The 23,213-nt window shown below is 61.8% G+C and carries 26 protein-coding genes and 2 tRNA genes; 22 read left to right on the top strand and 6 right to left on the bottom strand.

Translation table 11 applies throughout. From position 1 onward, the window contains the following. The first annotated feature begins 10 nt into the window (after nucleotides 1–10). From rplF to M2375_RS14880, 14 genes are all read left to right on the top strand, one after another. Nucleotides 11–544, top strand: coding sequence for a 50S ribosomal protein L6 (gene rplF, locus M2375_RS14945; protein WP_259168581.1), 534 nt, complete (start codon nucleotides 11–13; stop codon nucleotides 542–544). Nucleotides 545–555: 11 nt separating this feature from the next. Next, entirely contained in the window at nucleotides 556–921 is a 366-nt protein-coding gene (gene rplR, locus M2375_RS14940) for a 50S ribosomal protein L18 (protein ID WP_182325689.1), read from the top strand. A 15-nt stretch (nucleotides 922–936) separates the two neighbouring features. Then, nucleotides 937–1,455: a 30S ribosomal protein S5 gene (gene rpsE, locus M2375_RS14935; RefSeq protein WP_182325688.1), complete on the top strand. Its 519-nt coding sequence runs from the start codon at nucleotides 937–939 to the stop codon at nucleotides 1,453–1,455. 11 nt (nucleotides 1,456–1,466) lie between these two features. Further along, nucleotides 1,467–1,649: a 50S ribosomal protein L30 gene (gene rpmD, locus M2375_RS14930; protein ID WP_182325687.1), complete on the top strand. Its 183-nt coding sequence runs from the start codon at nucleotides 1,467–1,469 to the stop codon at nucleotides 1,647–1,649. Nucleotides 1,650–1,660: 11 nt separating this feature from the next. Next, complete coding sequence (gene rplO / locus M2375_RS14925; protein WP_259168575.1) at nucleotides 1,661–2,092, top strand: 50S ribosomal protein L15; 432 nt, start codon at nucleotides 1,661–1,663, stop codon at nucleotides 2,090–2,092. 21 nt (nucleotides 2,093–2,113) lie between these two features. Beyond that, entirely contained in the window at nucleotides 2,114–3,433 is a 1,320-nt protein-coding gene (gene secY / locus M2375_RS14920) for a preprotein translocase subunit SecY (RefSeq protein WP_182325685.1), read from the top strand. Between the two features lie 93 nt (nucleotides 3,434–3,526). Further along, the gene (rpmJ, locus tag M2375_RS14915) at nucleotides 3,527–3,640 is read left to right on the top strand and encodes a 50S ribosomal protein L36 (RefSeq protein WP_003050535.1); all 114 of its coding nucleotides are present in this window, start codon (nucleotides 3,527–3,529) and stop codon (nucleotides 3,638–3,640) included. A gap of 22 nt (nucleotides 3,641–3,662) precedes the next feature. Next, nucleotides 3,663–4,028, top strand: a complete 366-nt coding sequence (gene rpsM / locus M2375_RS14910) for a 30S ribosomal protein S13 (protein ID WP_259168517.1) — start codon at nucleotides 3,663–3,665, stop codon at nucleotides 4,026–4,028. 18 nt (nucleotides 4,029–4,046) lie between these two features. Continuing rightward, complete coding sequence (gene rpsK, locus M2375_RS14905; protein ID WP_182325683.1) at nucleotides 4,047–4,451, top strand: 30S ribosomal protein S11; 405 nt, start codon at nucleotides 4,047–4,049, stop codon at nucleotides 4,449–4,451. 81 nt (nucleotides 4,452–4,532) lie between these two features. Continuing rightward, the gene (gene rpsD, locus M2375_RS14900; RefSeq protein ID WP_259168512.1) at nucleotides 4,533–5,156 is read left to right on the top strand and encodes a 30S ribosomal protein S4; all 624 of its coding nucleotides are present in this window, start codon (nucleotides 4,533–4,535) and stop codon (nucleotides 5,154–5,156) included. Between the two features lie 120 nt (nucleotides 5,157–5,276). Continuing rightward, on the top strand, nucleotides 5,277–6,272 hold the full coding sequence (locus tag M2375_RS14895) for a DNA-directed RNA polymerase subunit alpha (RefSeq protein WP_021028320.1): 996 nt from the start codon (nucleotides 5,277–5,279) through the stop codon (nucleotides 6,270–6,272). Nucleotides 6,273–6,376: 104 nt separating this feature from the next. After that, complete coding sequence (gene rplQ, locus M2375_RS14890) at nucleotides 6,377–6,763, top strand: 50S ribosomal protein L17 (protein ID WP_259168503.1); 387 nt, start codon at nucleotides 6,377–6,379, stop codon at nucleotides 6,761–6,763. 165 nt (nucleotides 6,764–6,928) lie between these two features. Next, a tRNA-Met gene (locus M2375_RS14885) sits at nucleotides 6,929–7,005 on the top strand. A 218-nt stretch (nucleotides 7,006–7,223) separates the two neighbouring features. Then, nucleotides 7,224–7,300 (top strand) — tRNA-Met (locus M2375_RS14880). Nucleotides 7,301–7,365: 65 nt separating this feature from the next. Here the strand turns inward: M2375_RS14880 and M2375_RS14875 are convergent. After that, on the bottom strand, nucleotides 7,366–7,779 hold the full coding sequence (locus M2375_RS14875) for a VOC family protein (protein WP_259168501.1): 414 nt from the start codon (nucleotides 7,777–7,779) through the stop codon (nucleotides 7,366–7,368). Nucleotides 7,780–7,933: 154 nt separating this feature from the next. Here M2375_RS14875 and M2375_RS14870 point away from each other — a divergent pair, with 154 nt between their 5' ends. Beyond that, nucleotides 7,934–8,878, top strand: a complete 945-nt coding sequence (locus tag M2375_RS14870) for a PhaM family polyhydroxyalkanoate granule multifunctional regulatory protein (RefSeq protein ID WP_259168499.1) — start codon at nucleotides 7,934–7,936, stop codon at nucleotides 8,876–8,878. A gap of 110 nt (nucleotides 8,879–8,988) precedes the next feature. After that, nucleotides 8,989–10,236 carry an FIST N-terminal domain-containing protein gene (locus tag M2375_RS14865; protein WP_259168497.1) on the top strand — a complete coding sequence of 416 codons (1,248 nt, stop codon included), beginning with the start codon at nucleotides 8,989–8,991 and terminating at the stop codon, nucleotides 10,234–10,236. 15 nt (nucleotides 10,237–10,251) lie between these two features. Here M2375_RS14865 and M2375_RS14860 read toward each other — a convergent pair whose 3' ends face one another. Continuing rightward, nucleotides 10,252–11,004 (bottom strand): helix-turn-helix transcriptional regulator, encoded by a 753-nt coding sequence (locus M2375_RS14860; RefSeq protein ID WP_259168495.1) that lies wholly within the window; start codon nucleotides 11,002–11,004, stop codon nucleotides 10,252–10,254. 91 nt (nucleotides 11,005–11,095) lie between these two features. Between M2375_RS14860 and M2375_RS14855 the strand changes: the two genes are divergently transcribed. The 3 genes from M2375_RS14855 to M2375_RS14845 are packed head-to-tail and all read left to right on the top strand — an operon-like array spanning nucleotide 11,096 to nucleotide 14,304. Then, nucleotides 11,096–11,950 (top strand): hypothetical protein, encoded by an 855-nt coding sequence (locus tag M2375_RS14855; protein WP_259168492.1) that lies wholly within the window; start codon nucleotides 11,096–11,098, stop codon nucleotides 11,948–11,950. A gap of 55 nt (nucleotides 11,951–12,005) precedes the next feature. Further along, nucleotides 12,006–13,982, top strand: coding sequence for an MFS transporter (locus M2375_RS14850; RefSeq protein ID WP_259168490.1), 1,977 nt, complete (start codon nucleotides 12,006–12,008; stop codon nucleotides 13,980–13,982). Between the two features lie 28 nt (nucleotides 13,983–14,010). Next, the gene (locus M2375_RS14845; protein WP_259168488.1) at nucleotides 14,011–14,304 is read left to right on the top strand and encodes a DUF333 domain-containing protein; all 294 of its coding nucleotides are present in this window, start codon (nucleotides 14,011–14,013) and stop codon (nucleotides 14,302–14,304) included. Nucleotides 14,305–14,390: 86 nt separating this feature from the next. Here the strand turns inward: M2375_RS14845 and M2375_RS14840 are convergent, their stop codons facing one another. The 3 genes from M2375_RS14840 to mdeB form a co-directional block, all read right to left on the bottom strand. Continuing rightward, the gene (locus M2375_RS14840; RefSeq protein WP_259168487.1) at nucleotides 14,391–15,299 is read right to left on the bottom strand and encodes a dienelactone hydrolase family protein; all 909 of its coding nucleotides are present in this window, start codon (nucleotides 15,297–15,299) and stop codon (nucleotides 14,391–14,393) included. Nucleotides 15,300–15,463: 164 nt separating this feature from the next. Then, nucleotides 15,464–16,669 carry an ABC transporter substrate-binding protein gene (locus M2375_RS14835; RefSeq protein ID WP_404979328.1) on the bottom strand — a complete coding sequence of 402 codons (1,206 nt, stop codon included), beginning with the start codon at nucleotides 16,667–16,669 and terminating at the stop codon, nucleotides 15,464–15,466. A gap of 256 nt (nucleotides 16,670–16,925) precedes the next feature. Continuing rightward, nucleotides 16,926–19,607, bottom strand: coding sequence for an alpha-ketoglutarate dehydrogenase (mdeB, locus tag M2375_RS14830; protein ID WP_404979327.1), 2,682 nt, complete (start codon nucleotides 19,605–19,607; stop codon nucleotides 16,926–16,928). A gap of 184 nt (nucleotides 19,608–19,791) precedes the next feature. On the opposite strand from mdeB, the gene M2375_RS14825 reads away from it, so the two are divergent. From M2375_RS14825 to M2375_RS14815, 3 genes are read left to right on the top strand one after another with little or no spacing between them, the layout of a single operon-like run. Next, nucleotides 19,792–20,292: a YiaA/YiaB family inner membrane protein gene (locus M2375_RS14825; RefSeq protein ID WP_259168482.1), complete on the top strand. Its 501-nt coding sequence runs from the start codon at nucleotides 19,792–19,794 to the stop codon at nucleotides 20,290–20,292. A gap of 38 nt (nucleotides 20,293–20,330) precedes the next feature. Further along, nucleotides 20,331–20,819, top strand: coding sequence for a hypothetical protein (locus M2375_RS14820; RefSeq protein WP_259168480.1), 489 nt, complete (start codon nucleotides 20,331–20,333; stop codon nucleotides 20,817–20,819). 17 nt (nucleotides 20,820–20,836) lie between these two features. Continuing rightward, complete coding sequence (locus M2375_RS14815; RefSeq protein ID WP_259168479.1) at nucleotides 20,837–21,622, top strand: DUF2145 domain-containing protein; 786 nt, start codon at nucleotides 20,837–20,839, stop codon at nucleotides 21,620–21,622. On the opposite strand, the gene M2375_RS14810 is transcribed toward M2375_RS14815, so the two are convergent. Further along, nucleotides 21,619–23,031: a sensor domain-containing diguanylate cyclase gene (locus M2375_RS14810; RefSeq protein ID WP_259168477.1), complete on the bottom strand. Its 1,413-nt coding sequence runs from the start codon at nucleotides 23,029–23,031 to the stop codon at nucleotides 21,619–21,621. The two genes, M2375_RS14815 and M2375_RS14810, sit on opposite strands and share 4 nt — an antisense overlap. Nucleotides 23,032–23,213 lie beyond the last annotated feature (182 nt).

The following is a 23,213-nucleotide window of genomic DNA, read 5'->3' as shown; positions in this document are numbered from 1 at the left end:
AAATACTGACATGTCCCGCGTAGCAAAAATGCCCGTGAGCATCCCACAAGGTGTGGATGTCTCCATCAAGGAAGACCAAATCAGCGTCAAGGGCGCAGGCGGCACACTGCTGCTGACCCCTAACGTGCTGGTCAAGGTTTCCAACAACGACGGTAAGCTGGCTTTCGAGCCGGTGAATGACTCCCGTGAAGCCAATGCCATGAGCGGCACCATGCGTCAGCTGGTGAACAACATGGTGGTTGGTGTGAGCAAAGGCTTCGAAAAGAAGCTGTCTCTCGTCGGCGTGGGTTACAAAGCCGCTGCTTCTGGCAGCAAGCTGAACCTGAGCGTTGGTTATTCCCACCCAGTTAACTTTGAAATGCCTGCTGGCATCACCGTGACCACCCCTACCCCTACGGAAGTGGTGATCAAGGGTGCTGACCGCCAACGCGTTGGTCAGCTGGCAGCTGAGATTCGTGCCGTTCGCCCTCCTGAGCCCTACAAGGGTAAGGGCATCCGTTATTCGGATGAGAAGGTCACGATCAAAGAGACTAAGAAGAAATAAGGAGCTGCATCATGTTGAACAAGAAACAGCAGCGTCTTCGTCGTTCCCTGCAAACCCGTATCCGCATTGCCAACCAAGGCGTTGCGCGTTTGACGGTGAACCGTACGAACCTCCATATCTATGCCACGATCATTTCTGGCGACGGCACCAAGGTAATTGCTACCGCATCTACGGCAGAAGCCGAAGTGCGCGGCAACCTGGGCGCTGCCGGCAAGGGTGGCAACACCGCCGCAGCTACTTTCATCGGCAAGCGCATCGCTGAAAAAGCGAAGGCCGCTGGCGTTGAAAAGGTTGCATTCGACCGTGCAGGTTTTGCCTACCACGGCCGCGTCAAGGCTCTGGCTGATGCAGCCCGCGAAGCCGGCCTGCAGTTCTAAGCGGAGTGGATAGAAATGGCTAAATTTTCCCCCAAAGTGCAAGACCAGGCGAATGACGACGGTTTGCGCGAAAAAATGATCGCGGTCAACCGCGTCACCAAGGTTGTGAAGGGTGGTCGTATTCTCGGCTTCGCTGCACTGACCGTGGTTGGCGATGGTGACGGCCGCGTTGGCATGGGCAAGGGCAAGTCCAAGGAAGTGCCTGCTGCCGTGCAGAAGGCTATGGAAGAAGCCCGTCGCAACATGATCAAGGTTTCGTTGAAAAACGGCACCCTGCATCACAAAGTGATGGGTCACCATGGCGCTGCTAACGTAATGTTGGCTCCTGCTCCCAAGGGTACCGGTATCATCGCCGGCGGCCCAATGCGCGCCGTCTTCGAAGTTCTGGGTATCACCGATATCGTGGCCAAGAGCCATGGTTCGTCGAATCCTTACAACATGGTTCGCGCCACTTTCGACGCTTTGAACAACTCCACGACCCCTTCGGAAGTGGCTGCAAAGCGTGGCAAGTCGGTTGAAGACCTGTTCGTCTGATCGGAGTCACTATGACAACGCAACAAACTGTGAAGGTCCAACTGGTGCGTAGCCCGATTGGTACCAAAGAAGACCACCGCGCCACTGTGCGTGGTCTGGGTCTGCGCAAGCTGAACAGCATCAGCGAACTGAAGGACACCCCTGAAGTGCGCGGTATGATTAACAAGATCGCCTACCTGGTGAAGGTTATCTGAAAGGATTGATGATGGAACTCAATAGCATCAAGCCTGCAGCAGGTGCCAAGCACGCCAAGCGTCGCGTGGGTCGCGGTATCGGTTCGGGTCTGGGTAAGACCGCCGGCCGTGGTCACAAGGGTCAGAAATCGCGTTCGGGCGGCTACCACAAGGTAGGCTTCGAAGGCGGTCAAATGCCTTTGCAGCGTCGCCTGCCTAAGCGCGGTTTCAAGTCCACCACGTTGAAGTTCAACGCCGAAGTCTCCCTGGCTGCTCTCGAGCTGCTGGGCGCTACGGATGTGGATCTGGCAGTGCTCAAGCAAGCCGGTCTGGTTGGCCAACGCGCCAAGGTCGTCAAGGTTATCAACACTGGCGAACTGTCCAAGGCTGTCAAGCTGAACGGCATCGGCGCCACCGCTGGTGCCAAGGCTGCGATCGAAGCTGCTGGCGGTAGCCTCGCCTAACCTTTTCTGAAAGATTCATCAGTGGCTACGAACACCGCAACTATTGCAAAGACCGGTAAATACGGCGATCTGCGTCGTCGTTTGGTTTTTCTGTTGCTGGCGCTGATCGTCTACCGCATCGGAGCTCATATTCCGGTGCCTGGTATCGATCCCAACCAGTTGCAGCAGCTGTTCAATGGCCAACAGGGTGGCATTCTTAACCTGTTCAACATGTTCTCGGGCGGAGCGCTCTCGCGCTTCACCGTGTTTGCACTGGGGATCATGCCGTACATCTCGGCATCGATCATCATGCAATTGATGACTTACGTCGTCCCGACATTCGAGCAGATGAAGAAAGAGGGCGAAGCCGGCCGTCGCAAGATCACGCAGTACACCCGTTACGGTGCACTGGCGCTTGCGCTCTTCCAATCGCTGGGCATTGCCGTGGCGTTGGAAGGTACTGCTGGTTTGGTTCTCAGCCCTGGTTTCGGGTTCCGTCTTACCGCCGTGGTCAGCTTGACCGCCGGTACGATGTTCCTGATGTGGTTGGGCGAACAGATCACCGAACGTGGTTTGGGCAACGGGATCTCGATCCTGATTTTCGCTGGTATTGCTGCGGGTCTCCCCAGCTCCATCGGTGGCTTGCTCGAATTGGTGCGTACTGGTGCGATGAGCATCATTGCCGCGATCTTCATTGTTCTCGTAGTGGCAGCCGTGACGTACTTCGTCGTGTTTGTCGAGCGTGGACAGCGCAAGATCCTGGTGAACTATGCGCGCCGTCAGGTTGGAAACAAGGTGTATGGTGGCCAGTCTTCGCACTTGCCACTGAAGCTGAACATGGCAGGTGTCATTCCTCCCATCTTCGCTTCGTCGATCATCTTGCTACCTGCCACTGTTGTGAACTGGTTCAGCGCTGGCGAATCGATGCGTTGGCTCAGAGACATTGCTAGTACGTTGACTCCTGGTCAGCCCATCTATGTGATGTTCTATGCCGCAGCGATCATCTTTTTCTGCTTCTTCTATACGGCCTTGGTTTTCAACAGCCGCGAAACGGCCGATAACCTGAAGAAGAGTGGTGCCTTTATTCCCGGGATTCGACCCGGGGATCAGACAGCACGTTATATTGATAAGATTTTGGTGCGTTTGACGCTCGCAGGTGCTGTGTACATCACCTTCGTGTGTCTGTTGCCAGAATTCTTGATCCTGAAGTACAACGTTCCGTTCTATTTCGGTGGCACTTCCTTGTTGATCATCGTGGTGGTGACCATGGACTTCATGTCCCAGGTCCAAAACTACATGATGTCTCAACAGTACGAGTCGCTTCTGAAGAAGGCGAACTTCAAGGCCTCAGCCAAAAACTGAGATCGACAGGAAAGTGTGCCCTCCAGTCTGTTCGGGCTAAATATTTGAAATGCCGTCACGGACTGGAGCGGATGGAAGTTTTAGGAGAATGAAATGAGAGTTTCAGCTTCGGTAAAGAAGATTTGCCGTAACTGCAAGATCATCCGTCGCAAGGGTGTCGTACGCGTGATCTGCACCGACCAGCGCCATAAGCAGCGCCAAGGTTAATCTAAAGTATTAGAGGACACAAATGGCACGTATTGCTGGTATTAACATCCCTCCGCACAAGCATGCGGAGATCGGCCTGACCGCTATCTATGGCATTGGTCGCACCACCGCTCGCAAGATTTGCGAAGCTTCTGGTATCGACTACGCCAAGAAAGTCAAGGACTTCACGGACGCTGATCTGGAAAAGATCCGCGACGCAATCGCTCACCTGACTCTGGAAGGTGACCTGCGCCGTGAAACCACGATGAACATCAAGCGTTTGATGGACATCGGCTGCTACCGCGGTTTCCGTCATCGTCGTGGTCTGCCCATGCGTGGTCAGCGTACCCGCACCAATGCCCGTACCCGTAAGGGTCCGCGCAAGGGCGCAGCGGCTTTGAAGAAATAAAGAGATTGAAGGTACACAATGGCTAAGTCTCCTGCAAATAACGCAGCTGCTCGTGTACGTAAGAAAGTTCGCAAGAACATTTCTGACGGTATTGCACACGTTCACGCTTCGTTCAACAACACCATCATCACGATCACCGACCGCCAAGGCAATTCCCTGTCTTGGGCTTCGTCGGGTGGCCAGGGTTTCAAGGGCTCGCGCAAGTCGACGCCTTTTGCAGCCCAGGTTGCTTCCGAAGTGGCCGGCCGTGCTGCCATGGAACAAGGCATCAAGAACCTGGACGTCGAGATCAAGGGCCCCGGCCCAGGTCGCGAGTCTTCGGTGCGTGCCTTGGGTGCACTGGGCATCCGCATCACGTCGATCTCCGATGTGACGCCTGTCCCGCACAACGGCTGCCGCCCTCAAAAGCGTCGTCGTATCTAACTCACCATAAGCCCACCGCCGCCAGTGCATGGTGCTCTGGCGGCTCCCGCATTTATGCGGTAGCTGAAAAAAGGAAATCAAGTGGCACGTTTTATTGGCCCTAAGGGCAAACTTTCCCGCCGCGAAGGCGTAGATCTGTTCCTGAAGAGCGCACGTCGCTCGATCGCGGACAAGGTCAAGCTGGACACCAAGCCAGGTCAACACGGCCGTACTTCCGGCACGCGTACCTCGGACTACGGTCTGCAACTGCGTGAAAAGCAAAAGGTCAAGCGCACCTACGGTGTGCTCGAGAAGCAATTCCGCCGTTACTTCGCTGAAGCAGATCGTCGCCGTGGCAACACTGGCGCCAACCTGCTGAGCCTGCTGGAAAGCCGTCTGGACAACGTGGTGTACCGCATGGGCTTTGGCTCGACCCGCTCCGAAGCGCGTCAGCTGGTGTCCCACAAGGCCATCACCGTGAACGGCCAATCCGTCAACATTCCTTCCTACTCTGTGAAGGAAGGCGACGTGGTTGCTGTGCGCGAAAAGTCCAAGAAGCAAGCCCGTATCATTGAGTCGCTGCAACTGGCCGGTCAAGTGGGCTTCCCCGCTTGGGTGGACGTGACGGCCGACAAGGCTGAAGGCGTCTTCAAGAAGGCTCCTGACCGCGATGAATTCGGTGCTGACATCAACGAATCGCTGATCGTCGAATTGTATTCTCGTTAATTTCACAGTCGTTTTTCGACTGCGAAAGTGTATCCGTCCCAGAACCGCGAGGCATCGCGGTTCTGGTGCTTCACCAGCCTTACCGGTGTAACGAGCCGGGGGTATTGAGAGGAAGTTTGCATGCAGACCAATTTGCTGAAACCCAAGACAATTAACGTAGAACAGCTGGGCCACAATCGCGCCAAGGTAGAGCTGGAGCCGTTTGAACGCGGCTACGGGCACACGCTGGGCAATGCGCTGCGTCGTGTTCTGCTGTCCTCGATGGTGGGTTATGCAGCGACGGAAGTGACCATTGCAGGTGTGCTGCACGAGTACTCGTCTATCGACGGCGTCCAGGAAGATGTGGTCAACATCTTGCTGAACCTCAAGGGCGTGGTGTTCAAGCTCCACAACCGTGACGAAGTGACGCTGAGCCTGCGCAAGGATGGCGAAGGCGTAGTGACGGCTGCTGACATTCAGACGCCTCACGATGTAGAAATCATCAACCCTGATCATGTCATCGCCAACCTGTCGCAAGGCGGCAAGCTGGACATGCAGATCAAGGTGGAAAAAGGCCGTGGCTATGTGCCCGGTAACGTGCGCCGCTACGGTGACGAGTCGACCAAGTCGATCGGCCGCATTGTGCTGGATGCATCGTTCTCGCCGATCAAGCGCGTCAGCTACACGGTCGAATCCGCCCGTGTGGAGCAGCGTACCGATCTGGACAAGCTGGTTCTCGAGATCGAAACCAACGGCGCCATCGCTGCAGAAGATGCAGTGCGCTCGTCGGCCAAGATTTTGGTGGAACAACTTGCCGTGTTTGCGCAGCTCGAAGGCGGCGCATTGGATGTGTTCGACCAGCCTGGTGGCCAGGCGCGTAACAACGCCACGTTCGATCCGATCCTGCTGCGTCCTGTGGACGAGCTGGAGCTGACCGTGCGTTCTGCCAACTGCTTGAAGGCCGAAAACATCTACTACATCGGTGACCTGATCCAGCGCACCGAAAATGAGTTGCTCAAGACCCCGAATCTGGGTCGTAAGTCGCTCAACGAGATCAAGGAAGTGTTGGCTTCCCGTGGTCTGACCCTGGGTATGAAGCTTGAAAACTGGCCACCAGCCGGTTTGGAAAAGCGTTAAGTTATAATGGAGAGCTCTCCCAATGGTGGGGGAGCTCAATCGTAGTGCGTCGGACAGTACCTGATACGGCTGTTTGATTGAATCAATCTAAAAGGAAAAGCACCATGCGTCACGGACACGGCCTCCGCAAACTGAACCGCACCTCGTCTCACCGTAAGGCGATGCTGCAAAACATGATGAATTCGCTCATCGAGCACGAAGCCATCAAGACCACCGTTCCTAAAGCCAAGGAACTGCGCAAGGTGATCGAGCCCATGATCACCCTGGCAAAGGTCGACACCCTCGCCAACCGCCGTCTGGTTTTTGACCGTCTGCGCAGCCGCGACAGCGTGACCAAGCTGTTCAACGTGCTGGGTCCTCGCTCGGCCAGCCGTCCTGGCGGCTACACCCGTATCTTGAAGATGGGTTTCCGCGTGGGCGACAACGCGCCTATGGCCTATGTTGAACTGGTGGACCGCGCTGAAGAAGCCGGTGATGCCGCAGCAGAATAAAAACTGCAGGTTCATGCCAGAAAAGCCCACTTCGGTGGGCTTTTTCTATGGTGGCGCGGCCTTGCCATCGCTCTGGCGGCACTGCTGCTTGGCAGATTGCATAAATAGTTTTCCAAATGATGACAAAGCGCTTCATATTGAGGAAAACCCGCGCTATAATGCAAGTGCGCGATGGAGCAGTCTGGTAGCTCGTTGGGCTCATAACCCAAAGGTCGGAGGTTCAAATCCTCCTCGCGCAACCAGTACACCAAAAGCCAGCTTTCGAGCTGGCTTTTTTGTTGCTGCGCTCGCACCAAGGCGATGGTGCAAGGGCGGGCAGAGCCGGCAAGCGCGGAAATGCCAGCAGGCGTGGCTGCAGTTTCGATGGCGGCAAGGCTGCTATAAAAGTCGAAGCGAGAAAAATATACAGTAAAAGCGCATCCGGCCAAAAAGCACCGTCAAAGTCGCGCTATAATTGCGGTGCGCGATGGAGCAGTCTGGTAGCTCGTTGGGCTCATAACCCAAAGGTCGGAGGTTCAAATCCTTCTCGCGCAACCAGAACACAAAAAAGCCAGCTTTCGAGCTGGCTTTTTTCATGCCCGCTCGGGGCAGGTGTCCACTGCTCAGTGGGCGTACAGCTGCTCCAGCGAGCGAAAGCCTTTGACCTCGATCGGGTTGCCGCTGGGGTCGTAGAAGAACATGGTCCATTGCTCGCCAGGCTCGCCTTCGAAGCGCACCTGGGGTTCGAGCACAAAGCGGGTGTCGGCGGCGCGCAGTCGTTCGGCAAGCTGTTTCCAGTCTTCCAGTTTCAGCACCAGGCCAAAATGCGGCATCGGCACCTTGTGGTTGCCCACCAAGCCGGTATTGCTGGTCTCGAAGGGCTTGCCCAGGTGGCAGGATATCTGGTGGCCAAAGAAATCAAAATCCACCCAGCTGTCGGTACTGCGGCCTTCGGCGCAGCCGAGCGTGTCGCGGTAGAAGTGGCGTGCGGCATCCAGGTCGTGGACATGGAAGGCGAGATGGAAAAGGCTTTGCATGTGGGCAGGCTCAAAGGGGCATGGTGGTACAGGTGGAAGTGCGCTGCCCCTCCGATTTATCGCATAGGCACAGGCTGCACAATCCGCTAAGCTGTGCAGCATACACGCTGGCATGCCATACGCGGCGATCGGCCCAACCCCTGGAGACATCACCATGCAGGACTCCGCCCAGTCTTTCAACCCCTTTGCCCCCGGCTTCGACTTTTTGCAAAAGCTCGCTGCGGGCGGCACCTCCAAACCGGCCTCTGCCCTGGGGCAGTGGCAAGAGTGGGTGGCCCCCACGATGAACGTGGAGGATCTGGAAAAGCGCATCAACGAGCTTAAGACCGTCTTGTTCTGGCTGGAGCAGAACCAGCGGGCCTTGTCGGCCACCATCCAGGCGATGGAAGTGCAGAAAATGACCTTGTCGGCGCTGCAGACCATGAATGTGCCGGTGGAGAACTGGGCCAGCACCATGGTTCAAAGCTGGCAGCAATTTGCCCAGACGACGGCTGCGCAGGTGCAAGAGGCGGGCGCAGCCAGCACGCCGGCCGCTCCCGGTGCAGGCGCCTGGGCAGCACCCCAGGCCGCAGCCAGCCCGGCACCAGCGACGGCGGCACCAGCTGCGCAGCCGTCCGAGCCGACCGAAAAAAAGGCTGAGCAGGCCGAGCAGGCCAGCGCCGCTGCATCACCCGTCACGGACCCCATGCAATGGTGGGGCGCGCTGACGCAGCAGTTCCAGCATATCGCCCAGCAGGCCGTGCAGGATGTCACCGATCAGGCCATGGCCCATGCGGCCAGCACGCAGCAGGCGGCGGCCTCGGCCGCAGAGGCGGTGCGCACTACGGCGGAGGGCATGGCCGAGGCGGGCAAGGCCGCCGCACAAGCGGCCGGCATGGCCGGCCAGGGCTCGGCGAAAGCTGCCAGGCCATCGGCGGCGAAAGCGGGTGTTGGACGCGGTGGAAAAGCGCCCAGTGCGGCGGCCCACAAAGCGGCTGCGGCAAAGCCTGTGGCTGGAAGAGCCGCCCCCAACAAGGCAGCTCCACGGAAGGCCGCCCCCCGGAAGGCCGTCCCCCGCAAAGCCACCCCTCCCAAGCCCAACGCCTCCCGTCCGCGTTAAGGCCAAGTTTGGCAGGCACGAGGCGATGACTGGGCTGCGGCACCACCGTGGCCAGGCCTGGGCCTGCCGGGCGAGAATCTGCAGCGAAGCAGGCTTTTAGAATGGCAGCCATGAAGCTTTTTCCCTATGGCCATGTGACCCATCCTGACTGGCGCATGGCCGTGGCGCTGGTGGTTGCGCAGCTGCGTGGGCACATGGCCCAAACGGCTTACGCCACGGCGCCCAGCTTGGGGCTGGTGTATTTCAGCGACCCGTTTGCGCGCCATGCGCCGCAGCTGCTGGAGGCCTTGCAAGACGAGTTTCCGCACATCAGCGACTGGAGTGGTTCGGTGGGCGTTGGCGTGATGGCCTCGCATGCCGAGTACCTCAACGAGCCTGCGCTGTCGGTCATGCTGCTGGAGTTGCCTGCCCATTCCTACCGGCTGTTTTCGGGCATAGCGCCTCTACCGGTCGGGCGTGCGTCGCCCTGGGAGCGTGCCCTGGTGCATGCCGATGCCGGCTTGCCCGACCTGGGCGAGCTGCTCCAAGAGCTGGCCGAGCGCACCCGCGCCGGCAGCGTGCTGGGGGGGCTCAGCTCCGAAGCCGTCGCACCGCTGCAGCTGGCCTGGAGCAAGGATCTGGGTCCTAGCCACAGCGGGGTTCTGCGTGGCGGTCTCTCCGGCGTAGCTTTTTCGCCCGAGGCGGGCGTGGTGCAGGCGCTGACCCAGGGTTGCCAGGTCATGGGTGCGCGCATGTGCATCACCGCGATGCAAGGCCATGTGGTGCTGGCGCTCGATGGCCGGCCTGCCTTGGACGTGCTCGAAGAGTTGATGCTGGTGCGTCTGGATGCGGACCCGGAACGGGCGACGCGGGCGATGCGCCACATCCATGCGGCGCTGGAGCCACATGCGCCCGAGTCGGCCTTGCATGCAGGCCAACTGGGGCCAGAGGCGCGGGTCGTGCCGCTGGTGGGCGTGGACATCGCCAGCCGTGGCATTGTGCTGGCCGAGCAGGCCCAGCCCCAGCAGCAGCTGTGTTTTTGCCAGCGCAACCTCTCCGCTGCACGGGCAGATTTGCTGCGCATGTGTGCGGAGCTGCGAGAGTCGCTCTCCCCGGTGGAGGCGGAAACCGGAGAGCCGCTGGCAGGCCAGGGCTTGCTGGCCGATGCGGCCGCAGGCCGGGGCATTGCCGCTGCGGTCTACATCAGTTGTGCGGCGCGGGGAGGCTCGTATTTTGGCGCCCCCGGGGCCGAGCTGGAACTGATCCACCATGTGCTGGGCGATATCCCGCTGGTGGGTTTTTTCAGCCAGGCAGAGATTGCCGGCCAGCAGCTGCACCGCTATGCTGGCGCGCTGATGCTGTTTACCCAGCCGGTCTGATGGTCGCAGCCCGCTTCAGCGGTTGCCGCTGTTCTGCGGGCGCCGCATTTCGGTAAACACCGACAGCTCCCAGCTGCGCATGGCCAGCAGCAGCGTATAGCCCTCGCGCTCTTTCTCGGGCAGGCGCTGGTCGGTCAGGTGCTGCTGGGCAAAGTCCTGGGCCACGCGCTGCAGGCGTTCCAAAAAGGCCGGTGCCAAGGTGCGGCTGATGGCGCCATGCACCAGCATCAAGCCCTCACCGGATTTGTCGAAAGTGCCTGAGAAGTAGTCGTGCACGGCATTTTCGCGGAAGTACTCCATCACCGGGCCATGGGGGCGCCAGCGGAAGGTCTTGGCCAGCTTGAGCCGGTAGCGGTTCATCGGCCGCAGCTCGATGATGCCAATCCGGTCCAACTGCGCCAGGTATTTGATGCCCTCGGCTTCGTTCAAACGGTAGGTGGCCAGGACCTGCTCCAAGGTCCATTGGCTCAGCACGCAGATGGCCATCAGCAGCAGTTTTTTGTCTGCCACCACCGCCTGCTCCTGCTGCTGGGTCAGCTCCTTGATCAGCGGCTGGTTATCGGCTACGCGGCGTGCCAGGTCGGCAAAATCGAGGCGCAGCACATGGCAGATGGCATCGATGCGCGACAGCGGCATATCCCCCTTGGCCAGCATGCGCTTGACGCTGGATTCCGCCATGCCCAGCGCCTCGGCCAGATCGGCATAGGTCATCTGTGCGGCTTTCAGCTCTTTTTTCAAGGCCAGTACCAGATCGGCGGTGGTGCTCATGGGTATCGTCCAGTCATACTTTGGGTGCCATCATAGGGGATCACGCCAGGATTCCGAGACGCAGGGGTCCGCCCCCGGCACAGTCCCGGCCATGACTGATACCTCTATGCCAACCACCCGCCACAGCCGCATCGCTGAATGGGCGCTCTACCTCTTCTACGCCGCCATGCTGGCCCTTGCCTGCCTGGGGCCCTATGTGCCGCAGGCCACCCACTACCACGACTTTGCCGACCAGCGCCCGCTGCTGGGCCTGGTCAATGCGGCTGATGTGCTGAGCAATCTGCCGTTTCTCATGGTCGGCGTCTGGGGTCTGCTGGCGACGTTCAAAACACCCTCTGACACCCTGCGAAACCAAGGGGCGACACCCTGGCTGCTGCTGGTCTTTGGCGGCCTGGTAGTCACTTCTGCCGGCTCCTCTTATTACCACCTGCTGCCCGGCGATCTGCGTGTGTTTTGGGACCGCATGGGCATGGTGCCGGTGTTTGCCGGTGTGCTGGGCCTGGCGCTGCAGTCACTGCTCCATGCCCGCGCTGCCAGGCTGACGGCGCTGTGCGTGCTGCTGGGCGGGCCGCTGGCCCTGTGGGTCTGGTTGCAGACGGGGCAGCTGCTGGCCTGGGCGGTACTGCAAGGCGCGGGCATGGTGTTACTCGTAGTTCTGGCGGTGTGGCAACAACGCAGCCCACTTGCAGCGCCCCACATTCGCTGGCCCCTGGCGGCCGTTGTGGCCTGGTATGCGCTGGCCAAGCTGTTCGAGCTGGGCGATACCGCCATCTGGGCGGGTAGCGGGCATCTGGTGGCCGGCCATGCGCTCAAGCACCTGGCCGCTGCGCTGGCGCTGGTGCCCCTGTTGCGAACGGTGCTGCAAGCGCGCCAACTGGCGTGCCCAAATAGCGCGTGCGCAGGCACAATCGGGGGCGGCGAGTTGGGCGCAGGGCGTTTGCGCTGAATGCCCTGCACCGACCACCCCAACCGCCCTTGATCCGCCAGGAGATGCTTGTTCCATGAACCGTCCACATGCCCCGTCTGTGCCCGCCTCCGAGGCGCCAGACCACCCCAACCAGTTCGCCCTGCTGGGCCAGCGCCGCTTTGCGCCCTTTTTCTGGACCCAGTTTGCCGGGGCCGCCAACGACAACCTGTTCAAGTTCGCCTTCACGGTCATGGTGACCTACCAGCTGCAGGTGGCCTGGATGCCGCCTGCGATGGCGGGGCTGGTGATTGGTGCGCTGTTTATCCTGCCGTTTTTGCTGTTTTCGGCGACCTCGGGGCAACTGACCGACAAGTACGAAAAGCACCGCATGATCCGCTTCGTCAAGGACCTGGAGATTGGCGTGATGCTGATCGCCGGTGTGGGCTTCTGGGTGGAGAGCCCGGTCATCTTGCTGGGCTGTGTCTTCCTGATGGGCCTGCATTCCACCTTGTTCGGCCCCGTCAAATTTGCCTACCTGCCCCAGGTGCTGCGCGACGATGAGCTGACCGGTGGCAATGGCATGGTGGAGATGGGCACCTTTGTCGCCATCTTGCTGGGCAATGTGGTGGGGGGCCTTTTGGTGGCATTGCCGGATATAGGCCATGCCTCGGTCGGCGTGGCCTGCCTGGGCCTGGCGGTGGTGGGGCGGTTGACGGCCCAGGGCGTGCCGGTGGTGCCGGCCACCGATCCGGGCCTCAAGATCAACTGGAACCCGGTGACCGAGACCTGGCGCAACCTGAAGCTCGCCCATGGCAATGTGGTGGTGTTCCGCTCGCTGCTGGGCATCAGCTGGATGTGGTTCTTTGGGGCGGTGTTTTTGAGCCAGTTCCCCAGCTTTGCCAAAGAGGTGCTGCATGGCAATGAGCATGTGGCCTCGCTCTTGCTGGTGGTGTTCTCCATTGGCATCGGTCTGGGTTCGCTGCTGTGCGAGGTGCTCTCGCGCCGCCAGGTAGAAATCGGCCTGGTGCCCATTGGCACCATTGGCATGAGCGTGTTTGCGATTGACCTGTACTTTGCCTCACGCGGCCTGGCGCAGCCGGCGCAGGCCTGGACGGCGCTGGGCTTTATCAGCCAGCCGGCGCACTGGCGGGTGATGGCCGATCTGGCGCTGTTGTCGCTGTTTGCGGGCCTGTACAGCGTGCCCATGTATGCGCTGATCCAGCTGCGCAGCCAGCCCACGCACCGCGCGCGCATCATCGCGGCCAACAATATCCTGAACGCGTTGTTCATGATCGCCAGCTCGGTGATCGCTGGCGCCTTGCTGGGGGCGGGTTTTACCGTGCCGCAGATCTTTTTGTTCACCGGCATTGCCAACGCCATCGTCGCCACCTACATCTTTTTGCTGGTGCCCGAATACCTGCTGCGCTGCATTGCCTGGCTGGTCACCCACGTGGTCTACCGCTTTCGGGTGCAAGGGGCGCAGCACATTCCCACCAGCGGACCCGCGCTGCTGACCTGCAACCATGTGAGCTTTGTCGACCCGATCCTGATGATGGCGGCCAGCCCGCGCCCGATTTATTTTGTGATGGACTACCGCATCTTCCGCACGCCTTTGCTGGGCTGGTTGTTCCGCCTGTGCAAGGCCATTCCGGTGGCGCCGCGCAGCGAAGACCCTGCCGTCTATGAGGCCGCCTTTGCGCGGGCGGCGCAGGTGCTGCGTGACGGGGATCTGCTGGCCATCTTCCCTGAAGGCGGCATCACCCGCGATGGCGAGTTGCAGGTGTTCAAAGGCGGTGTGATGAAGATCCTGGAGCAGGCCCGTGCCGATGGGCTGGAGGTGCCTGTGGTGCCTATGGCGCTGACCAACCTCTGGGGCTCGTTCTTCAGCCGCATCGAGCCCCAAGGCGCGATGACCCGCCCGTTCCGCCGAGGCTTTTTCAACCGCGTGACTTTGCGCATCGGCGCGGCGACACCGGGGGCGGAATGCACAGCAGAGCAACTGCGCGAGCGCGTGGGCGATCTGCTGAGCCAAGAAGCCAGCCCTGGCAGCCGTTCGCCCGCTTTGGGATAATGCAGGCTGGACAACGAATGGCTTTGTGATGACCTCTCTAACGATTCTGTACAAAAGCGTGGCAGCCCTGGTGGCCGTGTCCGCCCTGGCCGCCTGCACCAGTACTTCGGGCCTCAAGCCGCTGCATGACCCTGAAGAGAAGGAGGCTTTCACACGCGCCACCGTCTACGCCGGCCCGCGCAGCCCCGCATCGGCCTACTGCGTGCAGATGGGCGGCGCCATCCTCAACACCCCCAAGGGCAAGAACACCCTGTGCAGGTTCCCCGACGGCAAGGAAATGGACCCCTGGGACCTGTTCTGGCGCGACAACCCGTTGAACTGAGAACCGCAAGGCGACCACAAAAAACCCTGCCAGCGCGTGTTGCGCTGGCAGGGTTTTGTCTTGCGGAGCCGCTGAAGGGCTAGGCCTTAGATGACGCCATGCGCCTTGAACCAGTCCTGCAGGCGCTTCCAGCCGTCGTCAGCAGCATCTTGGCGGTAGCTGGGGCGGTAGTCGGCATGGAAGGCGTGGCCGGCTTCCGGGTAGACATGGAAGCTCGACCCTGCAGCGGCGGCATTGCCTGCGGCACCGGCTTTTTGCAGGCTTTGCTTCATGGCCTCCACCGAATCGAGCGGGATGCCCTGGTCCTTGCCGCCATACAGGCCGAGCACGGGAGCTTTCAGCGCGCCACTGAGGTCGATGGGGTGCTTGGGCTGCAGGCTGCTGGCCGTGCCTTGCAGGCGGCCATACCAGGCCACACCGGCCTTGACCTTGCCGGTGGCGGCATACAGCCAGGTAATGCGGCCACCCCAGCAAAAGCCGGTGATGCCGGCGCGGCTGGTGTCGCCGCCGTTGTCCTTGGCCCAGGCCAGCGCGGCATCCAGGTCCTTGATGACCTGGGCATCGGGCACCTTGCTGACCAGCTCGCTTTGCAGCTGGCTGATTTCGGTGTATTTGCGCGGGTCGCCCTGGCGGGCAAACAGCTCAGGGGCAATGGCCAGATAGCCCAGCTGGGCCAGGCGTCGGCAGGTGTCGGCGATGTAGTCGTGCACGCCAAAGATTTCCTGGATCACCAGGACTACCGGCAGATTGGTTTTGCCAGCAGGCGCTGCGCGGTAGGCGCTGACCTGGAAGCCATCGACCGTGTACTGGATGGTGCCGGCCGTCAGCCCGGCATCCGGGGTCTTGATGACCGTCTGGGCCATCACCGGCACCGCCGCTGCGGCGTAGCCTACGCCCAGCGCCATTTGCAGGGCGCTGCGGCGGGTGCTGCCGGCCAGGGTGGCGCGGCCCGGGAGAAGGGAGTCGAAATCGGCATGGTTGGGAGTCTGGGACATAGGATTTCCTTTTCTGCGGATGGCAGGCCCATTATGGGGGACGATAAAAACGGCCTGTGACCAGGCTTTGGCGCCTGGGTTGGGTCAGTGAATGTGCAAGAGGTTCCGCCATAGAAAATGCCTGGCATGGCCAGGCATGGTGGGTTGGAGCAAGTGGGTTCAGATCACTTCCACAGCGCGCACTTGGTTTCTTCCTTGGTGGTGAAGACCTCGTCGCCGGGCAGCTTCTTGACGATCTTGTAGTAGTCCCAGGTGCCCTTGGATTCCTGCGGGGTCTTGACCTGGACCAGGTACATGTCGTGGATGTAGCTGCCGTCGGTGCGCAAGGTCCCGGTGGCGAAGAAGTCGTCCATCTTCATGCCGCGCCAGGTCTCCATCACCTTGTCGGCATCGGTGGTACCGGCGGCCTGCACGGCCTTGAGGTAGTTCATCGTGGCCGAATAGTCGGCGGCCTGGATTTCGGTGGGGCGGCGCTGGGTTTTTTTCATGTAGGCGTCGGCGAACTTGCGCGTGGCGTCATTCATGTCCCAGTACCAGCTGGTGACGAACTGCATACCCGCCGTGTTCTTCAGCCCCAGGCTGTGGATGTCGCTGTAGAAGACGAGCAGCGGGGCGATCTTCATCGACTTGTCGATGCCGAATTCCTTGGCCGCCTTGATGGCGTTGATGGTGTCGCCGCCCGCATTGGCCAGCGCCAGTACCTGGGCCTTGGAGCTTTGCGCCTGCAGCAGGAAGGACGAGAAGTCCGAGGCATTCAAGGGATGGCGCACCGCAGCGGCCACGGCACCGCCCTTGGCCTTGACGACCTTGGAGGCGTCGGCTTCCATCGCGTGGCCGAAGGCATAGTCGGCCGTCAGAAAGAACCAGTTCTTGCCGCCGTTGTCGACGATGGCGCCGGCCGCACCCTTGGACAGCGCCACGGTGTCATAGGCATAGTGCACCGTGTAGGGCGTGCAGGCCTCGTTGGTCAGCGCGGAGGTGCCGGCGCCGTTGTTGATCATCACGCGCTTTTTCTCGTCGGCCACCTTGGCCAGCGCCAACGCGGTGCCGGAGTTGGTGCCGCTGAAGATCATCGTCAGGTTCTGGGTATCGATCCATTCGCGCGCTTTGCTGGCCGCGATGTCGGCCTTGTTCTGGTGGTCCACGACCAGCATTTCAATCGGCTTGCCCAGCACCTTGCCGCCAAAATCGTCGATGGCCATCTGGATGGCGGTGGCGCCGCCCTTGCCTTCGAGGTCGGCATACAGGCTGGACAGGTCGGAGATGTAGCCGATCTTGACCTTGTCTTGCGCATGGGCCGTGCCCATGGCGGCCGTCAAGCCCAGCAGTCCCAAGGTGGCCAAGGCTTGCGCCAGGCGAGTGCGTTGCATAGTTGCTCCTGATGTTTATGGTGTTGTCTCAATGCGGCAGCCGCATGGCCCCGATACTGGCACGCACAGCGCCGGGCGGTATTGGGGCAACCACTGCGCTGCCCGCAAGGCCTCAGGCCGTGGAGAAGGCATAAAAATAGCTACCAGTGCTTGATGAATAAGCAGTGGTAGCTATCAAATCAGGAGTTGCCTACAGGCCTGGGCGAATGCGCACAGTGGCTTGGCTTTTTTGCGCACCCCCCCGTTGACCCGCTTCTTAGGCCTGCTGGCTGCGCAGATAAGTCTGCACGATGGCGGCGGCATCGACCGCAAAATGCTGGCGCAGCGCAGCGCGGGAATCGCTGCGGCCAAAGCCGTCCGTGCCCAAGGTGTAGTAATGCTGGCGCGGCAGGCCGTTGGCATCGGTGGGCAGGTAGGCACGCACCAGCTCGGGCAGGGCGCGCACATAGTCGCTGGCGGCAATGATGGGGCCTTGTGAGGCCTCTAGCTGCTGCGCAAACCAGCTGGGCGCGCTGGCTTCACCGGCGCGCCAGCGCTCCAGCTGGGCCTCGCCATCGCGGGCCAGCTCGGCATAGCTGGTGACGCTCCAGACATCGGCAGCGACGCCGTGATCGCGCTCCAAAATGGCCGCAGCCTTGAGCACCTCGCCCATGATGGCCCCGCTGCCCAGCAGCTGCACCCGGCGCGCGCTTGGCAGCTTGCCGGCCTGCAGCAAGTACATGCCCCGGATGACACCGGCGTGGGCCTCGGCCGGCAAGCTGGGGTTGGCCACGTTTTCGTTGGTGACGGTGATGTAGAAGAACTCGTCCCGCTGCTCCTGCAGCATGCGCTGCATGCCATGGTCGATGATGACCGCCAGCTCGCCGGCAAAGGCGGGGTCGTAGCTTTTGCAGTTGGGCACGGTGGAGGCGCTCAGCAGGCTGCTGCCGTCTTGGTGCTGCAGGCCTTCGCCGCCCAGGGTGGTGCGCCCGGACGTGGCGCCGATCAAAAAGCCGCGTGCCCGCTGGTCGGCAGCGGCCCAGATGAGGTCGCCCACGCGCTGGAAACCGAACATGCTGTAGAAGATGAAAAACGGCAGCATGGCCGTGCCATGGGTGCTGTAGCTGGTGGCGGCCGCCGTCCAGGACGACAGCGCGCCGGCCTCGCTGATGCCTTCTTCCAGAATCTGGCCGCTGCTGTGTTCGCGGTACAGCAGTGCCGAGGCATTGTCCTCGGGCTGGTAGAGCTGGCCAAAGGGGGCATAGATGCCCACCTGGCGGAACAGGCCGGCCATGCCGAAGGTGCGCGCCTCATCGGCCACGATGGGCACGATGCGCGGGCCCAGGGCCGCGTCCTTGAGCAGGTTGCCGAGCTGGCGCACAAAGGCCATGGTGGTGCTCATGGGTTTGCCGTCGGCCTGCAGCGCAAAGCCCGCCGTGGCCTGCAGGTCGGGCACGGCAATGGGCGCGGCCTGGGTTTTGCGCGCCGGCAAAAAGCCGCCCAGTGCCTGGCGGCGCGCATGCAGGTAGCGCATCTCGGCGCTGCCATCGGCCGGTTTGAGGAAGGCGGCCGAGGTGGCCTGCTCGTCGCTCAGCGGCAGCTGGAAGCGGTCGCGGAAGGCCAGCAGGTCTTCGGCGCCGAGCTTTTTTTGCTGGTGCGAGGTCATGCGCCCCTGGCCAAGGCTGCCCATGCCATAGCCCTTCATGGTTTTGGCCAGCACCACGGTGGGCTGGCCGCTGTGCGCAGCGGCGCTGGCAAAGGCGGCGTGGATCTTGACCGGGTCGTGCCCGCCTCGGCGCAGGCGGTCGATGTCACTGTCCGACAGATGGGCGACCAGCGCGGCAAGCTCTGGGCTTTTATTGAAAAAGTGCTCGCGGTTGAAGGCGCCATCGTTGGCCGACAGGGTCTGGAACTCGCCATCGACCGTGTGCGCAAAGGTGCGGGCCAGCACATGGCTGTGGTCGCGCGCCAGCAGCGCATCCCATTCCGATCCCCAGAGGCATTTGACGACGTTCCAGCCCGCGCCGCTGAACAGCGCCTCCAGCTCATCGACGATGCGGCCATTGCCGCGCACCGGGCCGTCGAGCCGCTGCAGGTTGCAGTTGATGACGAAGATGCAGTTGTCCAGCCCTTCGCGCGCGGCCAGGGTCAGCGCGGCGATGGATTCGGGCTCGTCCATCTCGCCGTCGCCAAAAAAGCCCCAGACCTTGCGGCCTTCGGTATCGACCAGGCCCCGGTGCGCCAGGTAGCGCATAAAACGCGCCTGGTAGATGGCATTGATCGGGCCGATGCCCATCGAGCCAGTGGGAAACTGCCAGAACTCCGGCATCAGATAAGGGTGCGGGTAAGAGCTGAGGCCCTGGATACCCTTGCTGGCCGCCACCAGCTCTTGCCGGTAGTGGCTCAGGTTGTCCTCGCCCAGGCGCCCTTCCAGAAATGCCCGGGCATAAACGCCAGGCGATGAATGCGGCTGGAAGTACACCAGGTCGCCGCCGTGGTGGCCATCGTCGGCACGGAAGAAATGGTTGAAGCCGGTCTCGAACAGATCGGCCGCCGAGGCATAGCTGGCGATGTGGCCACCCAGCTCGCCATGCGCGGCATTGGCGCGCACCACCATGGCCAGCGCGTTCCAGCGCAGGATGGCCGAGAGCTTTTTCTCCAGCTCGATATCGCCGGGGTAGGGCGGCTGCTCATCGACGGAGATGGTATTGCTGTAGGGCGTGTTGCCTGAGGGCTTCCAGGGCACATGGCGCTTGCGGGCATGCGCCAGTAGCGCATCGAGCAGCGCGCCGGCCTGCTCCTTGCCTTGGGCCGCGCCATAGGCGGTCAGCAGGCCATCAAAGGCATCGCACCATTCGGCCAGTTCGGCGGGATCCCCTTGGGGTGCTTTGGGCAAATGGGTAGGCGGCTGGCGCACGGCGGTCTCCTGTCTGGCTTTGGGTTTAATGGGCCCGATCATGCCATGGAAGCCCGCGCCGGGCCGATGGCCCCGCGACATGCGGCTGCCGCCAAAAAGTATCACTTAGCTATACCTGTTTATTTGAAAGCTGCTACCGGCATTAAATGGGGATGCTGGTTGCGCGGCTTGCCCGCATGATGGCGACGTGTTCAACCAATGCGGGGCCCGGATGCCCCGACCAGCGATGTCTCAATCCTTCAACCCTGTTCAACGTGACACCCGTGCATGGCAATACCAAGTATGGATTTCCTTTGGTATTGCGATCTCGATGTGCGCCATCGGTCTGGCCTGGTTGCCAGGGCAACACCTGGAACAGGCGTTCATGGTGATGGGCTATATGTTCTGCCTCTCGGCTGCCTTTGTGCTGGCCAAGTTTGTGCGCGACAAGCAGTCGGACAGCCGCCAATCCGCTGGCGACACCCCCATGTGGCGCTTTGTGGTCTGGGGCGGTTTTGCCATCGCCATGGCGCTGACCGGCTGGGGTTTGCTGAGCATGGATATCAACCCTACCTACAAGGCCTTTTTGGGCGTGAGCTGGATGTACATGATCACGACGGCCTTCACCCTGGCCAAGATGCTGCGCGACAAGCATGAGTCGGACCTGGCCGCTGCCATATACAGTGCCCGCGCTGTGCGCAGCGAGCCCCGCAACCAGGATGTGAGCAACGCCCAGGAACGCGTGTAAACGCAGGCCTGCTGTACCAACCCCTACGGGAGCACACCATGTGGAGTCTTACTTTTAGCCACTTGCAGCGCCGCGCCACGGTAGCCCTGGCCGGCACGGCCCTGGTACTGGGCCTGGGCCTGGGCCTGGCGGCAGCACCCGCCGCCCGCGCCCAAAGCGATGCATCCCTGATGCTCTCTGCGCTGCCGATTGCCTCGGTCGTCGTGGGTACGGCCGCTTCGGTGGGGGCGTCTGCCACCGTGGTTGCGCTGCCGGTGGCCTTGTCGGTAGACGGTGCCAGGCTCATCGTCAAAGGCGTGCAGGCCTCCGCCAAGGGCACGGTGTGGCTGCTGGAGAGCGCATCGGACGGCGCGGCGGCCAGCATTGAGCTGTCGGCCGGCGCCCTGGGCGCCAGCGCTGCCAGCGTGGGCACCGCCCTCTTGGTCAGCGTGGTGGGCACGGGCGTGCTGCTGTCAGCCGCCGGCGAGGTGATTGCCTTTATTCCCAATGAGATCGGTAAAGCGCTGCTCTACAACGAGCGCTTGTGAAGAGGAAGGAGATGCGCATGTTGAAATCTCTACGTCTGAGCCTGATGGCCGCAGCACTGCTGGCCGCCGCTGGCGCCCAGGCCGGGCGCAGCTGCGAGGCACAAAAGCCCACGCTTGAGAGCGTGCGCCAAAGCCTGAACCTGGCGCAGAACGTGGCCCAGGCGCTGGATGCCAGCGGCGCGCAGGTGGTGCTGCTGGGCCGCCAGGGCCAGGATCTGAGCAAGTACCAGCTGCAGTTTTCGCACATGGGCTGGGCCTACAAATCAGCCACCGGCGCCTGGCGTGTGGTGCACAAGCTCAACGACTGCGGCACGGCGGCATCGCATGTGTACCGCCAGGGGCTGGGCGAGTTCTTTCTGGACGATTTGTGGCGCTACCAGGCCGTGCTGGTGGTGCCGGCCACGGCAGTGCAGCAAAAACTGCTGCTGGCACTGTCGGCCAATGCCCAGCCGCTGCAGATGCACGAGCCGCGCTACAGCATGCTGGCCTACCCCTGGAGCCAGCGTTACCAGCAAAGCAACCAGTGGGCCTTGGAGACCCTGGCCCAAGCCATGGCGCCGCAAACCGTGCATGACCGAGGCCAGGCGCAGGCCTGGTTGCAGCTGCAGGGCTACCAGCCCAGCGACTTGCGCATCGGTGCCATGACGCGCCTGGGCGGGCGCATGACGCGTGCCAATATCGCCTTTGACGACCACCCGCCAGAAAAGCGCTTTGCCGGGCATATCGAAACGGCCACGGTGGACTCTGCCTTGCAGTTCATGCAGCGCAGCGGGCTGGCGTCCGCGCCGGTGCTGCTGCGTTAGCGCGGCGCCGTCCAGACCGCGCAGTCGCGGCCACGGGCCTTGGCCTGGTACAGGGCCAGGTCGGCTTCGCGCAGCAGGTCATCAAGGCTGTCCCCGGCCTTGAGCGCCTGGCTGTAGGCCAGGCCGATGCTGAGCGTGGCCCGCAAGGGTTTGTTGTGCGCCGTGTAGAACTGGCCGCTGCGCACCGTCTGGCACAGGCGCTCGGCAATGGTGGTGGCATCCAGAAAGCTGATATTGGGCAGCACCACCGCAAATTCCTCGCCACCGATGCGGCCCAGCAGGTCCTGGGGCCGCAGGGACTCGGCCAGCGCGCTGCTGACATCGCGCAGCAGGCGGTCGCCGCTGGCGTGGCCATGGCTGTCATTGACGCGTTTGAAATGATCCAGGTCCAGCATCAGCACGGCCGCTGAGCTGCCCTCATGGGTCAGGCGCTTGAGCAAGGAATGGCTGGCCTGCACAAAGCCATTGCGGCTGAGCAGATCGGTCAGGCTGTCATGGTGGGCCTGGTAGCGCATGCGGTGCAGCAGCTCGGTGCGCGCCGCATGGGCGCCGGCCACCGACAGCGGGCCCAGAATCAGCATGGTGATGCCCAGGCGAAAGGTGGCAGCATCGAGAAAATTGGAAGGGACAAAGCCCATGGTGCTGGAGATCACGATGACCTTGGTCACGAACACCGCCATGGTGATGACGGCCGTGGGCAGAATGCGGTAGGACAGCGCGCACCACAGCAGCGCCGGGAGCGAAAACACCAGCGAGCCGACCTTGTTGCCGACCATGTAGCTGGTCATCTCCAGACCGACCACCGCCAGCACGGGCAGCAATTTCAGCGCCCAGGGCATGCGCTCCTGCCTCGTGACGGCTTTGCGTGCGGAGGGCAGGGCCAGCAAAAACGGCAGCAGGATCATGGCATTCATCCACTCTCCCGTCCACCACATCATCAGGCCCTGGACCAGGGACAGTTCAAAGGCCCAGGCGCTGACCGGGCCCCCAATGCAGGCCGAGGCCAAGGCCGCCACGCCGCTGGCAAAGAAGACCTGCAATGCCGAGTACTGGCCTTCCATCTGCAGATCGCGCTCGGACTGCCGGCGCAAAATCAACCAGCCGCAAACGGCGCCAAAGAGGTTGGCGGTGCTGAAGCCAGCCGATAGCCACAGCGAGGTGCCGGTCAGCAAATCGGCCGCGACGAAACTGGCAAACAGGGCCAACAGCCCCAGAGGCCGCAGCAGGCGCGGGTAGCGCACCAGCAGCACCAGCGCGATCTGGTTGGCCGGCCAGAACACCGAGAGGTAGCCGATGGGCCGCAGCAAAATGCCCACCATGGCCGCAGCAAACACGGCCAGGCTGGCGCAGATCAGCAAGCGGCCGTAGTGGGGCGGATCCAGGAGGGGGGCGGACGATGCAGACTGCATGGCGGTGTCGGAGGATGTGCGAAATATACCCGCTCGCCTCTGTCTGGCGGGGCCTGACCCTGCAAGGCGCTCACGCATTGGCAGGCGAGAATGCCGCTGTGCAGCGAGCAGACCTGCCTTGTGTGTTGCCAGGGATATAGGCTCAGTCAGTCACTATTGCTTCAAAAATAAGAGCGAAGAAA

It is taken from the genome of Comamonas sp. BIGb0152, assembly GCF_024809975.1.
Lineage (GTDB): Bacteria > Pseudomonadota > Gammaproteobacteria > Burkholderiales > Burkholderiaceae_C > Comamonas.
Note: the sequence above shows the minus strand (reverse complement) of the source record. Positions and strands in the feature narration are given on the sequence as shown.